Origin of the sequence: Amycolatopsis sp. NPDC026612, assembly GCF_040638285.1 — a bacterium.
In the GTDB taxonomy this organism is placed as follows: domain Bacteria; phylum Actinomycetota; class Actinomycetes; order Mycobacteriales; family Pseudonocardiaceae; genus Amycolatopsis.
The window spans coordinates 19,275-32,588 of record NZ_JBEZYB010000049.1; the positions used below are offsets into that span (position 1 = coordinate 19,275).

A 13,314-nucleotide genomic window follows, 5' to 3' on the forward strand; every position below is an offset into this window, starting at 1 on the left:
GTTGCAGAGCAAATCGGTGAGGACCGGTCCGGTGGCCCTTCTTTCCCCGTGGTCGGCGACCTGTGCACCCAGGGTCGCTCAGTGGCCGGGGGCTGTTACGGCGTGCGAAGTTTTCGGCCCGTGGGTTTTTCCGGTAGGCCGGTCACCGGGCGGCAAGGTCGAAATCGCGGTTTCGCCAGGCTGCTTTGCGAAATCTTTCTTCATCGGCGTGGGGAAAATGCGGCCTACTCCCGCCAGCCCGACAGTTCCACGCCCTTCGCGATATCCACGCGATACGAAAGCGTCACCACACCGTTCTCCCCGGGCGCCAGCGTCAGCCGCCACGTGAACTCGCCCAGCGCCGACGTCTCCACCGGCTCCGGTGACGTCTTCACGTCCCGCACCGTGATCGTGTCGTCGCGGGACACCGGCGTCTGGTCGAGAACCGTCACCACGGCTTCCCGGGGCCCGTGGTTGCCGACCGTGATCTTGTACTCCGCCTCACGCCGCTTTTGCCCGGACAGCGTCGCCTTCGACGCCGTGCGGCGGACCAGTTCCCGCTCCACGCGGATCCGGTCGTCCACACCGAGGGCCAGCTCGAGGTCCTCCCCGGGCGCCCACGGCTCCAGCACCGTCGTCCCGACGAACTCCGCGTCGTGGAACACCGAAGCCCGCCCCGGCCGCAGGGCGTGCTCCGAAGTGTTCACCACCGTGGCCCGCAGATACGCCTCTTCGGCCAGCACCGGCGCCGTCACGTACCCCAGTTCCGCGGTGAGGTCCAGCTGCGCCAACGTGGTCCGGTGGCCCTGCGCGCCGGAAGGCACCGCCACCGGCCGCGAAACCCGGTAGGTGACCGCCGTGGCTCCCTGTTCGACCTGCGCCAGGTTCGGCGCCATCGACGGCGCGAACCGCTTCCGCGCGGCTTCCGGGGCCCCGCCGCCCGAGCCGCCGTACGCCGCCGCGGCCACGAACCCGCCCGGCTGCGGGAGGACGCGGTCCAGGTACCACGGCGAAAGTTCCGGCACCACCACCGCCGCCGCGGGCCGGGCCGTCGACAGCGCCAGCTCGCACTCCGGCCAGTCCTCGCCCGTCTGCTGGCTGACCAGCCCGTACGACACGACGGTGACGTCGGTGCCGCGCACCCGGATGTCGTAGCCCGGCTCCCACGTCGCGTTGGCGACCACATAGGACAGTTCCAGCTCGGCTTCCGCACCCGGGTCCGAGATCTCCAGCTCGACGATCACCGAGGTGCTGTCCCGGCCGGTCCGGTTGTCGTGCGCTTCGATTCGCCGGTCGAGCGCGGCGAGGTCCTCGCGCAGCTGCGCGATCCGCTCGCTCAGCACCCGGCGCGCTTTCAACGCGGAGGCCAGCCGCGAACTCAGCGCGTCCGTCACCTCCGCGACGCGCGAAGGTTCGGCGGTGCCGTTGGCCAATGCCTTCGCGAAGCTGCCGCCGCTGCGCTTCGCGAGCGAAGTCAGCAGATCCACCTTCATCGTTTCGGCCGCTTCGTCGTCCAGGACGCCGTCGAGCGTGGCCTGATCGGCACGCCGCTGCTCGACGAGCGCCTGCAACGCCGGGTCGGCCGGGTTGGCGTGCCACTCGGTCCGGACGTCGACGCCGGTGATCAGCGCGGGTCCGGTGCCGGTGACGCGCACCGAGCCCGGGTCGATGGCCGGGGGCAGCCCGGCGAATTCCAGGCGCGGGCCGCCGTCGAGCGGGGCCTTGCCCCGGCGGGTGATCCGCGCCTGCTGCGGGTAGACGGTCACGGCGGCGATCGGCGCTTCCACGGTGGGCATGCCTCCGACGTTAGTCTCTTGACACCCCCGCGGGCGGAGCGGAAGTGTCATCAGTCGTCCGCTTCGCCCGGCTTGGGGGTTTGAGTGAAAGCCGCAGTCCTGCTCGCCGCCGTGCTCGCCCTTCCGCTGACCGCGGTCACCGCGGAAGCCGCCGCCCCGCCGTCCCCGGTGTTCACCGGCGGCCAGGCGCAACCGGTGTTCGACCCGGCCGACGTCGTCCGCGAAGACGTCTGGGTCACCGCGCCGGTCGACAGTGACCACGACGGTACCGACGACCTCGTGCACGCCCAGGTCGTGCGCCCGCGCGCGACCCAGCAAGGCCTGAAGGTGCCCGTCGTCTACCAGGCCAGCCCGTATTTCGCCGGCGGCAACGACATCGCCAACCACGACGTCGACGTCGAGCTGTACGCGCCCGGGTACGCCCGCGGTCCGGCAGGCCCGCGCGTCGCCGCGCACGGCGTCGGCCCCGCCACCCCGATCAACTGGCGCTACCAGGACTACTTCACCGCGCGCGGGTTCGCCGTCGTCTACGGCGAGTCGCTCGGCACCGGGCTCTCGACCGGCTGCCCGACCACGGGTGACGTCAACGAGACCATCGGCGCCCGTTCGGTCGTCGACTGGCTCAACGGCCGCACGACCGCGCGCGACTCCGCGGGCGCAGCGGCGAAGGCGGACTGGAGCACCGGCAAGACCGGCATGATGGGCGTGTCCTACAACGGGACGCTGCCCAACGCCGTCGCCGGCACCGGCGTTGCGGGCCTCGAGACGATCGTGCCGATCGCCGCCATCTCCAGCTGGTACCAGTACTACCGCAACGACGGTGCGGTGGTCGCGGCAGGCGGCTACCAGGGCGAGGACGCCGACGTGCTCGCCGAGTACGTCTACACCCGCGAAGACCGGCAGGTCTGCCGCCCGGTGATCGACGGGCTGACGCGCGACCAGGACCGGGTGACCGGCGACTACACGCCGTTCTGGGACGTCCGGAACTACCGCAACGACGTCGGCAAGGTGCACGCCTCGGTGCTCGCGGTGCACGGCCTCAACGACTGGAACGTCAAGACCGACCAGGTCGCCGAGTGGTACGAAGCGTTGAAGGCCCGCGGCGTCGAGCACAAGATCTGGCTGCACCAGTACGGCCACGCCGACCCGTACTCGCTGCGCCGCGACGTCTGGCTCACGACGCTGAACAAGTGGATGTCGCACTACCTCTACGGCGTCGGCAACGGCATCCAGAACGAGCCGAAGGCGACGATCCAGCGCGAAGACCTGTCGTGGACCGACGAGGCGGACTGGCCGGCGCCCAGCACCGCGGACGTCCGGGTGTACCCGTGGCCGGGTGGCCGCTCGAAGGGCACCATCGACACCCGCAACCCGGTGCCGGGCACGGCGGCCGTCGAAACCCTCGCGGACGACTCGTCGAAGACGATCGAGCAGCTGGCCGGCCTGATCTCGTCGGGCAACCGGTTGCTGTACGCGACTTCGGCGGCGAAGCAGTCCGTACGCCTTTCGGGCACGGCCCGCGCCGACCTGGCGCTGGCGTTCGACCGGCCCGCGGCGAACGTCTCGGCGATCCTGCTCGACCGCGCCCCGGACGGCACGTCCCACGTCATCAGCCGTGGCTGGACCGACCCGCAGAACCGCACGTCGCCCGCTCGCACGGAGCCGATCACGCCGGGGCAGACCTACCGGATCGGCGTCGAGCTGATGCCGAAGGACTACGTCCTCGCGGCGGGGCACCGGCTGGAGTTCCTGCTGGCTTCCAGCGACCACGACTACACGCTGCGGCCGAAGCCGGGCGCGGGGCTGGCGCTCGACCTGACGAAGACGTCGGTCACGCTCCCGATCACCGGCGGCAAGCCCGCGTTGCGCGCCGCGTTCGGCTAGGGCTTGCCGCTGTGCGGAGTCAGCCGGCGAGACCCGCCCGGTAGGCGAAGGCGACGGCCTGCGCGCGATCGCGCAGGCCCGCCTTGGCGAACAGGTGGTTCACGTGGGTCTTCACGGTCGCCTCGCTCACCACGAGGGTGCGGGCGATCTCGGTGTTCGACAGGCCCGCCGCGATCAGCCGCAGCACCTCGAGCTCGCGGGCGGTCAGGCCTTCGAGCTCCTTGACGCGCCGCGGGGTGCTGCGGGCGGCGGCCTCGACGAGCCGCCGCTGCAGCTCGCCGTCCACTGTGGACTGACCGGCGGCGGCCGAGCGCAGCGCCCGCGCGATGGACTCGGCGTCGGCGTCCTTGGTGAGGAACCCGCGGGCGCCGGCGCGCAGGGCGGCCAGCAGCGATTCGTCGTCGGCGTAGGTGGTCAGCACGACGACCTCCGTGCCGGGGTGCCCGGCGCGGATGCGTTCGGTCGTCTCCACTCCGTCGCAGCGCGGCATCCGCAGGTCCACCAGCACGACGTCGGGGTGGTGTTCGGCGACCAGGTCGAGCGCGGCCAGTCCGTCGGCGGCGGCGCCGACCACCTCGACCCCAGGCAGCAGCCCGAGCAGCGTGACCAGGCCTTCCCGGACGACCGCCTGGTCGTCGGCCAGCACGACGCGCAGCGTCACGCCGGCACCGTCAGGTGAATCCGCCATCCGTCCTCCCCCGGCCCGCTCTCCAGGCGCCCGTCCAGCAGCGCTACCCGTTCGCCCATGCCGCGCAAACCGTAGCCTGCCGCCGGTGCGTCCGGCGGGCGCCTGCCCTGCCGGTCGGCCACGGTCAGCGCGACGGTTCCCGGCCGGTACCCCAAGGTGACGTCGACGTCGGCCTGCGCCGCGTGCTTGCGGGTGTTGGCCAGCGCCTCCTGCACCGCGCGGACCAGCGCGGCGCCGACCGCCGGGTCGAGCTCGCGCGGCTCGCCCTCGACGGTCAGGTCTGCCCGGGCGCCGCTGTCGAGCCGGTACGCCGTCAGCAGATCCGCGATCGACCGTTCGACCGGAACAGCGTCTTCGCGCAGCGCGGCCACGGCGTTCCGGGCCTCGGCGAGGCCGTCCGACGCCAGCTGCTGGGCCCGTTCGATCTGCGCGACGGCGTCCGGGCTCGCCCCGTCGCGCACCAGCATCAGCCGCGCGCCCTGCAGGTTCAGGGCCAGCCCGGCCAGCGAGTGCGCCAGGACGTCGTGCAGCTCGCGGGCGATGCGGGCGCGTTCGGCGAGCGCGGCCGCGCGTGCGTGCTCCTCGGAGGCCGTCCGGGCGCGGGCGAGCGCCAGTTCGGTCTGCTCGATGCGGGCGAGCCGGGTGCGCCGGTTCAGTCCCAGCAGCACGACCACGGCGACGACCGCATAGGTCGGCACGGCGTTTCGCCAGGTGCCGTGGACGGCGGCCCAGCACGTGATGGCCGTCAGGTCGATCACGACGGCGAGCACGATCGGGGCGGTCCGCTGCCGGAGGACGACGAAGAAGGTGGTGCTGAACATCGTCACCGTGGCCCAGCTGTTCGGCACGACCGTCCACAGCACGGCGGCGGTGCCGATCACGGTGACGGCCAGGACCGGTGTCAGCCGGTGGGCGCCGGCGTCGTGGATCCACAGGATCGGGACCGACAGGGCCAGGGTGAGGCCGATCAGGATCCAGGACAGCGTGTCCGCGCGCGGCATCGCGGCGAACATCGGCACCGCGACGAGCGCCCAGCGCAGCCAGTCCTGCGCCTGGGGGCGCCGGTGGAACCCGGCCCAGCCGGTGGTCATCGTGGCCCTCCCTCAGGTGCTTGTACGGGAAATGTACCGACGCGGGCTTTCCTTCGTGGCGTCAAGTTGTCCCGTTTGCCAGGAGGTTCCCCCATGTCCAGGTTGCGACGGCTCGCCCTGCTCGCCGCCGCCGCGGCGCTCCCCGCGCTCGGCCTCACCCTCGCCGGCCAGGCGACCGCGTCGGCGGCGCCGAACTTCCAGGTGCCGTTCAAGTGCGGGGTCACCGTGGACGCGGCGACCTTCAGCGGCCACAAGCCCGAATACTCGGTCGACTTCCAGAAGGCGGGCATCACCGGCATGCCCGTGCTCGCCGCGGCCTCCGGCACCGTCACCCGGGTCGAGGACAAGGGCGCCACCAGCTACGGCAAGTGGATCGAGGTCGACCACGGCGGCGGCTGGCGGACCCGGTACGCGCACCTGTCGGCGCAGGAAGTCTCCGTCGGCGCGTCCGTGGCCGGTGGCCGGGAGATCGGCAAGGCCGGGGCGACCGGCGGGGTCACCGGACCGCACCTGCACTTCGAAGAGATCCTCGACGGCACGGTGCAGAAGGCGAAGCTGAACGGTGTCGGGGTGCCGTACTACGCGCACACCGACTTCACGAGCAAGAACAACTGCGGCGGAAACCCGTACTCCGCCGAAGAAGTCTGCGGTGACGGTTTCGGCGTCGTCGACCAGCAGGCGCTGGCCAACTCGGCGGGCACGGCCTACCTGCTGTACAACGCTTCCACCAAAGCGAACTGCGTGACCACGCTGAAGGCCACGTCGCTCGGCACGGCCAGCGCGGTCTCGGCGTTCCTCGAGGTCCAGGGTGCGGCCCGGACGACCGATTCCGGCAGCTTCACCTACTACGCCGGGCCGGTGAAGAAGACCGCCGGCTCGACCTGCGTGAAGTGGGGTGGCTCGGTGGGCGCCGACACCTACGAGAGCGGGTTCGAGCACTGCGACTGAACCTGTCCGGCCGGTGGGGCCGGGCAGCATAGCCCGCCCCACCGACAGGAACGCCCCGTCCGGCCGCCGCCGGGCGGGTTTTGTCCACATCGGCCCCGTCGATCCACAGATTTGCCGCCACCGCCCCCGGCGGCCCCGTTCTGCCCCACTGTGGAGGCATGACCACCGCCACCCCGGCCGACCGGCCGCCCGTCGACCTCCGAGACCCCGCGCAGCTGCTGGCCGCGCTCCCGTACCTGATCGGGTTCCGCCCCGAGAAGTCCGTCGTCCTGCTCGGCCACCGGGCCACGGGTCCGGGCCCGGGCCTGGACCTCGGACTGGTGCTGCGGGGTGATCTGCCGCCCCGCGAAGGCCGGGCCCGCCAGGCGCGGGCGCTCGCGTCGCGGTTCGCCGGGAGCGGATACCTCGGCGTGACGCTGGTGATCGTCGGCGGGCGGCGAAGACCCGGCAGCCCGCCGCCGCACGCGGACTTCGTCGACGAACTGGCGGCGGCGCTGGGCGACTTCGGTCTCCCGGTGGTGCACGCCCTGTGGGCGGCCGGCATCACCGCGGGCGCGCCGTGGGGCTGTTACGTCGACGAAGGGTGCGGCGGCGCGTTGCCGGATCCCCGGGCGACGGTGATGGCGGCGGCCAGCACCGAGCGCGGCACCGTGGCGTTCGACAGCCGCGAAGAACTGGAGGCACTGCTCGCCCCGCGATCGCCGGAAGCACTGGCCCGCCGGGCGGATCGCCTGGCCCGGCTGTCGTCCTCGCCGTGGCCCGGCGCCACCTGCGTCGGCGACGCGGCATCGGTGGTCCGTGCGGCGTTCGACCGCCAGTGCCGCGGCGAAGGACCGCCGACCGACGAGGAAGCCGTCCTGCTGGCCCGCGCCCTGAAACTTCCCGCCGTCCGCGACCTGTGCCTCGCGATGGCGGTGCCGCCGGACACCGCGGCCGCGCGGGAAGCCGAGCGCCTCTGGCTGACCCTGGTCCAGGAAATCCCGCCGCCCGAACGGGCGGAAGCGGCGGCTCTGCTGGGATTCGCGGCCTACATGCGCGGCGACGGCACTCTCGCGGGCATGGCCTTGGAGAACGCCTTGACAGCGGCACCGGACCACACGCTGGCCGCGCTGGTGAAGCGGGTCTTGGACCGCGGCACGCCACCGGAAGTGCTGCGCGGCCTGGCCGCCGCAGCCGACCCGATCTCCGGCTTCGGGCTCGATCCGGTGGATTTCGACGCGGACCGAGCCGCGTGAGGGCGCGGGCCGCGCCGGGTCGCCGGCTCGAACTCGGTGTCTACTGTGGACATTCTGCGGTCGGTTCCCGCTGAGAGCCTGCCGAGCCGGGCGGTGCAGTCAATGTCCGTTGTGGACGGTGACGGTTCGCCCGGGAAGCGGCCTGTCCGGGCGACCCGGCGGGCTCGGCGCAAGGCGCGTCCCGCCGGTCGCCGGTTCAGCCTCGACGTGACCGGGTGAACTCCCAGGCGTCCCGCACGATCTCGGTCAGGTCGGTGCGCTCCGGCTTCCAGCCCAGCTCGTCGCGGGCCCGGTCGCTGGCCGCCACGAGCACCGACGGGTCGCCCGCGCGGCGCGGGGCCACCGCGGCCGGCACGGCGTGGCCGGTGACCTCGCGGCAGGCTTCGATCACCTGGAGGACGGAGAACCCGGTGCCGTTGCCGAGGTTGTAGATGCGGTGTTCGCCCGCGGTGGCGTGCTTCAGCGCCAGCAGGTGCGCGTCCGCGAGGTCCACGACGTGGATGTAGTCGCGAACCGCCGTGTGGTCCGGCGTCGGGTAGTCGTCGCCGAAGATCTGGATGCGCTCGCGGTCGCCCGTGGCGACCTGCAGAACGAGAGGGATGAGATGGGTTTCCGTGGTGTGGCGCTCGCCGAAGGCGCCGTACGCGCCCGCGACGTTGAAGTAGCGCAGGCTCACCGCGGCCAAGCCGTGCGCGCCGGCGAAGCTGGTGATCGCGGCGTCGATGGCGAGCTTCGTGGCGCCGTAGGTGTTGGTCGGCCGCGTCGGCGCCGTCTCCGGGATGGGCGACAGCTCCGGTTCGCCGTAGGTCGCCGCCGTCGAGGAGAACACCAGCCGGGGCGTGCCGTGCTCCTGCATGGCCTCGAGCAGCCGCAGCGAGGTGACGACGTTGCCTTCCCAGTACTTCGCCGGCTCGTTCATCGACTCGCCGACCAGCGACTTGGCCGCGAAGTGCAGCACGCCGTCGAAGCCCTCGCGCAGCAGGCTGCCCGCCACCTCGGCGGCGTCGCCCTCGATGAACCGCGCGTCCGGGTGGACGGCGTCGGCGTGCCCGGTGGACAGGTCGTCGACGACGGTCACCTGGTGCCCGGCCTCGACCAGCCGGGCGGCGCAGACGCTGCCGACGTACCCGGCTCCGCCCGTCACGACCAGCTTCAGGGCGTTGCTCTGCTCCGACACGTCCAGGCCTTTCTGCCGAGGGTGGTGGCTGTCCGCCACGATGAGGCTCGGTCAGCCGCCTGCCGCGACGGGCTGACCGCTACCAGTCTCCCGCCTCGGCGACGCGCGGGTCCGCGCGGGGGTTGCCCCGGGCGGCCCCGCGCGACGTCAGAGCTCGTCGCGGCCGGCGCCGCGGGAGGGCACCGCCGTGAACATCCGCGGCCGCCGGTAGCCGGCCTTTTCGTAGGCCGCCTCGACGGCCGCCTTGACCCGCTCCAGATCGGCGTCGCGGACCAGCGCGATCGCCGAGCCGCCGAAGCCGCCGCCGGTCATCCGCGAGCCGAGGGCACCGGCCTCCCGCGCCGAGTCGACGGCGAGGTCCAGCTCGGCCGTGGAGATCCGGTAGTCGTCGCGCATGCTGACGTGGGAGGCGTCCAGGTACGGCCCGATGTCGGCCAGCCGCCCGGCGCGCAGCAGCTCGACCGTCTCGAGCACCCGCTGGTTTTCGGTGACGACGTGCCGCACCAGCGGCACCAGGTCATCGGGCAACCGGCCGAGGGCGTCTTCGAGGCCTTCGACGGTGACGTCGCGCAGCGCCTTCAGCCCGAGCAGCTCGGCCGCCCGTTCGGTGCCGCGGCGGCGCTCGCCGTACCCGCCTTCGGCGTGCGAGTGCTTGGTGCGGGTGTCCATGATCAGCACCTGCAGCCCGGCGTCGGCGAGGCCGAACGGCACCTGCTCCTGCTCGCCCGAGCGCACGTCGAGGAACAGCACGTGGGACTCGGTGCAGCAGAGGGACGCCGTCTGGTCGAGCAGACCGGTGGGGGCGCCGACGAAGTCGTTTTCCGACCGCTGCACCCACCGCGCGATCTGGGGGCGCGTCGGGACGTCGGCGCGGCTGCCGTCCAGCTCCAGGCCGGCCAGCCCGAGCAACGCCAGCGACACCGCGCACTCGAGCGCGTGGGAGGAGGACAGACCCGCCCCCGACGGCACGTCCCCGGCGACGACCAGGTCGGCCCCGTTCGTGAAGCCCTGGTCGCGCAGCACCCAGGCGACACCCGCCGGGTACGCGGCCCACCCGTCGACCGTGCCCGGCGCCAGGTCGGCGATCTTGAGCTCGCCGGAGCGCTGGAGCTGGCCGTCGTCACCCAGGGTGGCCACGGACAGCACACCGTCTTCGCGGGGCGAGGCCGCCGCGGCCAGGCGGTGCGGCAGGGCGAACGGCAGCACGAAGCCGTCGTTGTAGTCGGTGTGCTCGCCGATGAGGTTGACGCGGCCGGGCGCCGACCAGACGCCGGCCGGTGCGGTGCCGTGGATCGTGCGGAACGCCGCCACGGCTTCGGCTGCGGGGCTCATCGGGCCTGCGCCAGGACGGCGTGCAGCGCGGAGCTGGCGACCTGGGCGGTGGTGTTGCCGCCGGTGACCTCGATGGTGCCGCCGCTGGCCTTGCCGACGGTGACCGTGCCGCCCGGCACGATGCCGACGGACTTGAGCTCGGTCATCAGCGACTCGTCCAGCTGGACGTGCTCGGCGATGCGCCGGATCTCGACGCGGCCGCCCCCGGTTCGGGCGAACTCGTCGAGCCGGACCAGGTCGGCCTCCGCGGGTGGCGCGGGATCGCCGTCGCCCAGCTTGTCCAGGCCGGGGATCGGGTTGCCGTACGGGGAGGTGGTCGGGTGGTCGAGCAGCTTGACCAGCTTGCGCTCGACGGCCTCGCTCATCACGTGCTCCCACCGGCACGCCTCGTTGTGCACGTGCTCCCACTCGAGCCCGATCACGTCGACGAGGAGGCGCTCGGCCAAGCGGTGCTTGCGCATCACGGCGATGGCGAGTTCGCGGCCGTGGTCGGTGAGCTGGAGGTGCCGGTCGTCGGCGACCACGACCAGCCCGTCCCGCTCCATCCGGGCGACGGTCTGGCTCACCGTCGGGCCGCTCTGCTGCAGTCGCTCGGCGATGCGGGCGCGCAGCGGAACGACACCTTCTTCTTCGAGCTCGTAGATGGTACGCAAGTACATCTCGGTGGTGTCGATGAGATCGTTCACGCTGTCCCCTTCGTCCGCGTTGCTCATCGTAGTCGTTGACCCCGGCAGGGGCGGCGGGCCTCGGGGGTACAGCGCCGATGGTTACCGATCCGGCCACAGTCACGGCCGAAGACTTCGTGGCAACGGTTACGTGCCGAGCGGGGGACAGCCTGCTTTCGGCCGGATCGGTGACAACTCGCCGGTGGGGGATATGTCCGCACCCCGGCGCGGCCGGGCGGACGGCCGCTGGAAGATGGGAGGCATGCGTCCGCTGATCAGCACCACCGACCTCGCCGCAGCCCTCGCGGGCGCCGGCGGCGCGGCCCGCCCCGTGGTCCTCGACGTCCGCTGGCGGCTCGCCGGTCCGCCCGGCGCCGAGTCCTACCGGGAGGGTCACGTGCCCGGCGCGGTGTTCGCCGATCTCGACCGCGTGCTCGCCGGCGAGCCGGGCGAGGGTGGCCGGCACCCGCTGCCCGACCCCGCCGACCTGCAGCGCGACCTGCGTGCGGCCGGCGTCCGGGCGGGCGTGCCGGTGGTGGCTTACGACGACGCCGACGGCTCGGTGGCGGCCCGGGCGTGGTGGCTGCTGCGCTGGGCGGGGCACGAGGAGGTCGCGGTCCTCGACGGCGGTTACGCGGCGTGGACGGCCGAGGGCCACCCGGTCAGCACCGAGCCGGCGCGGCCGGAGCCGGGCGACATCCTGGTCCGCCCGGGCGGCATGCCGGTACTGGACGCCGACGAAGCGGCGGCCCTGGCCCGCGACGGCCTGCTGCTCGACGCGCGCGCAACCCCGCGCTACGCGGGCGAGACCGAGCCGGTCGACCCGCGCGCGGGCCACATCCCGGGCGCGGTCAACGCCCCGTTCGCCGGCCACACGGACGACAACGGCCGCTGGCGCCCACCGGCGGAACTGGCGGCCAGGTTCGCGGACCTGGGCCTGCGCCCGGGCGAGCCGGTCGGCGCGTACTGCGGATCGGGAGTGACGGCGAGTTCGGTGGTGCTGGCGCTGGAGCTGGCGGGTCACCTGGGCGCGGGGCTGTACGCGGGTTCGTGGTCCCACTGGTCCCGCAACCCCGACCGCCCGGCGGCGACGGGCACCCTGCCGGGCTGAGGTGGGGCCGCGAACAAGTCCGGCGCATCGATGGCGCGCATCACCGCCCTGAAGTCGTCTCAAGTGCCGCCCGGACCGCCCGGTGCCGACGGGGGTCGGCGCAGGTCGAACGTCCCCGAGCGGGCGCCCAGCGCGCAGCCGGGCCGCCGTGATCGGCGAGGTGCAGCGGTGGAGCGGTCCGACCCGGGGGCTTTCCAGTCCACGGTTCCACCCGATCGGCACTAGAGTCGGACGGTATGTCGCCGGCCGTTGTTTGGGACCGTGCCCTGCTGGGTTATGACCTGGGCGGGGACCACCCGTTCAATCCCGTCCGCCTGGAGCTCACCGTCCGGCTGGCCACCGAACTCGGCGTGCTCCAGGACGTCGAACTGCTCGTCCCCACCGGTGCCGGGGACGAAGAGCTCCTGCGGGTCCACGCCCCCGAATACCTCGCCGCCGTGCGGGAGGCGCCGCTCGTCGGGTGGGAGATCGGGCACGGGCTCGGGACCGCCGACAACCCCGTCTTCTCCGACATGCACGCCGCCTCCGCCCTCGTCGTGGGTTCCACGCTGCTCGCCGCCCGCAAGGTCGCCGAGGGGGAGGCCACCCGCGCCGTCAACATCGCCGGCGGCCTGCACCACGCCATGCGCGACCAGGCGGCCGGCTTCTGCGTCTACAACGACTGCGCCGTCGCCATCTCGTGGCTGCTCGACCACGGTTTCGACCGCATCGCCTACATCGACACCGATGTCCACCACGGCGACGGCGTCCAGGCCGCCTTCTACGACGACCCGCGCGTCCTCACCATCTCGATGCACCAGCACCCCTTCACGCTGTGGCCCGGGACCGGCTACTCCGCCGAGACCGGCCGCGGGAAGGCCGACGGGACCTCGGTGAACGTTCCGCTGCCGCCGCGGACCCGGGATCCCGGGTGGCTGCGCGCCTTCAACGCCGTCGTCCCTTCGCTGCTCGCCGACTTCGAGCCGCAGCTGCTGTTCACCCAGTGCGGCGTCGACTCGCACGAGGAAGATCCGCTGGCCGACCTCTCGCTCAGCGTCGACGGGCACCGCACCATCTACGCCACCCTGCGCGAGCTCGCCGAGACCTACGCCGGCGGCAAGTGGATCGCCGTCGGCGGGGGCGGGTACCAGCTGATCCGCGTCGTGCCGCGGTCGTGGACGCACCTGATCGCCACCGTCCTCGACCGGGACGTCGACCCGGCGACGCCGCTGCCGCCCGGCTGGGTCTCGGCCGTCGGCAAGGCCGCGCCGCACGCCGAACTCCCCCGCGCGATGACCGACGACCGCGACACGGAGTTCAAGCCGTGGGGCGACGGCGAGGACGACCCGGTCGACGTCGCCGTCCGGGACACGCGCCGCGCCGTCTTCCCCCTGTACGGCCTCGACCCGGACGACCCCAGGGACTGACG

11 protein-coding genes are annotated in these 13,314 nt (G+C 72.9%); 5 read left to right on the forward strand and 6 right to left on the reverse strand.

Annotation, left to right across the window (positions count from 1 at the left end):
* Positions 1–224: 224 nt before the first annotated feature.
* Positions 225–1,775: a DUF4139 domain-containing protein gene (locus AB0F15_RS31885; protein ID WP_360278415.1), complete on the reverse strand. Its 1,551-nt coding sequence runs from the start codon at positions 1,773–1,775 to the stop codon at positions 225–227.
* An 84-nt stretch (positions 1,776–1,859) separates the two neighbouring features.
* Here AB0F15_RS31885 and AB0F15_RS31890 point away from each other — a divergent pair, with 84 nt between their 5' ends.
* Positions 1,860–3,659 (forward strand): Xaa-Pro dipeptidyl-peptidase, encoded by a 1,800-nt coding sequence (locus AB0F15_RS31890; protein WP_360278418.1) that lies wholly within the window; start codon positions 1,860–1,862, stop codon positions 3,657–3,659.
* A gap of 19 nt (positions 3,660–3,678) precedes the next feature.
* Here the strand turns inward: AB0F15_RS31890 and AB0F15_RS31895 are convergent, their stop codons facing one another.
* Positions 3,679–4,320, reverse strand: coding sequence for a response regulator transcription factor (locus tag AB0F15_RS31895; protein ID WP_360278516.1), 642 nt, complete (start codon positions 4,318–4,320; stop codon positions 3,679–3,681).
* The gene (locus AB0F15_RS31900; protein ID WP_360278421.1) at positions 4,317–5,438 is read right to left on the reverse strand and encodes a histidine kinase; all 1,122 of its coding nucleotides are present in this window, start codon (positions 5,436–5,438) and stop codon (positions 4,317–4,319) included. Before AB0F15_RS31900 ends, AB0F15_RS31895 begins: the two co-directional genes overlap by 4 nt.
* 93 nt (positions 5,439–5,531) lie before the next feature.
* Between AB0F15_RS31900 and AB0F15_RS31905 the strand changes: the two genes are divergently transcribed.
* Both AB0F15_RS31905 and AB0F15_RS31910 read left to right on the forward strand, forming a co-directional pair.
* Positions 5,532–6,386: a M23 family metallopeptidase gene (locus AB0F15_RS31905; protein ID WP_360278424.1), complete on the forward strand. Its 855-nt coding sequence runs from the start codon at positions 5,532–5,534 to the stop codon at positions 6,384–6,386.
* A gap of 158 nt (positions 6,387–6,544) precedes the next feature.
* Positions 6,545–7,621: a DUF4192 domain-containing protein gene (locus AB0F15_RS31910; protein ID WP_360278427.1), complete on the forward strand. Its 1,077-nt coding sequence runs from the start codon at positions 6,545–6,547 to the stop codon at positions 7,619–7,621.
* A gap of 196 nt (positions 7,622–7,817) precedes the next feature.
* Here the strand turns inward: AB0F15_RS31910 and galE are convergent, their stop codons facing one another.
* The 3 genes from galE to AB0F15_RS31925 form a co-directional block, all read right to left on the reverse strand.
* On the reverse strand, positions 7,818–8,798 hold the full coding sequence (gene galE, locus AB0F15_RS31915; protein ID WP_360278430.1) for a UDP-glucose 4-epimerase GalE: 981 nt from the start codon (positions 8,796–8,798) through the stop codon (positions 7,818–7,820).
* 147 nt (positions 8,799–8,945) lie between these two features.
* The gene (galK, locus tag AB0F15_RS31920) at positions 8,946–10,130 is read right to left on the reverse strand and encodes a galactokinase (RefSeq protein WP_360278433.1); all 1,185 of its coding nucleotides are present in this window, start codon (positions 10,128–10,130) and stop codon (positions 8,946–8,948) included.
* Positions 10,127–10,843 carry a metal-dependent transcriptional regulator gene (locus AB0F15_RS31925; protein ID WP_360278435.1) on the reverse strand — a complete coding sequence of 239 codons (717 nt, stop codon included), beginning with the start codon at positions 10,841–10,843 and terminating at the stop codon, positions 10,127–10,129. Before AB0F15_RS31925 ends, galK begins: the two co-directional genes overlap by 4 nt.
* A 214-nt stretch (positions 10,844–11,057) precedes the next feature.
* Between AB0F15_RS31925 and AB0F15_RS31930 the strand changes: the two genes are divergently transcribed.
* On the forward strand, positions 11,058–11,906 hold the full coding sequence (locus tag AB0F15_RS31930) for a sulfurtransferase (protein WP_360278438.1): 849 nt from the start codon (positions 11,058–11,060) through the stop codon (positions 11,904–11,906).
* 236 nt (positions 11,907–12,142) lie between these two features.
* Positions 12,143–13,312, forward strand: coding sequence for an acetoin utilization protein AcuC (locus AB0F15_RS31935; protein WP_360278441.1), 1,170 nt, complete (start codon positions 12,143–12,145; stop codon positions 13,310–13,312).
* The last annotated feature ends 2 nt before the right edge of the window (positions 13,313–13,314 follow it).

Bases quoted from the DNA above. Each gene is read 5' to 3' on its own strand.
- AB0F15_RS31885 (WP_360278415.1), bottom strand. From the start codon at position 1,775: ATGCCCACCGTGGAAGCGCCGATCGCCGCCGTGACCGTCTACCCGCAG.
- galK (WP_360278433.1), bottom strand. From the start codon at position 10,130: ATGAGCCCCGCAGCCGAAGCCGTGGCGGCGTTCCGCACGATCCACGGC.
- AB0F15_RS31935 (WP_360278441.1), top strand. From the start codon at position 12,143: ATGTCGCCGGCCGTTGTTTGGGACCGTGCCCTGCTGGGTTATGACCTG.
- AB0F15_RS31900 (WP_360278421.1), bottom strand. From the start codon at position 5,438: ATGACCACCGGCTGGGCCGGGTTCCACCGGCGCCCCCAGGCGCAGGAC.
- AB0F15_RS31910 (WP_360278427.1), top strand. From the start codon at position 6,545: ATGACCACCGCCACCCCGGCCGACCGGCCGCCCGTCGACCTCCGAGAC.
- AB0F15_RS31925 (WP_360278435.1), bottom strand. From the start codon at position 10,843: ATGAGCAACGCGGACGAAGGGGACAGCGTGAACGATCTCATCGACACC.
- AB0F15_RS31930 (WP_360278438.1), top strand. From the start codon at position 11,058: ATGCGTCCGCTGATCAGCACCACCGACCTCGCCGCAGCCCTCGCGGGC.
- AB0F15_RS31905 (WP_360278424.1), top strand. From the start codon at position 5,532: ATGTCCAGGTTGCGACGGCTCGCCCTGCTCGCCGCCGCCGCGGCGCTC.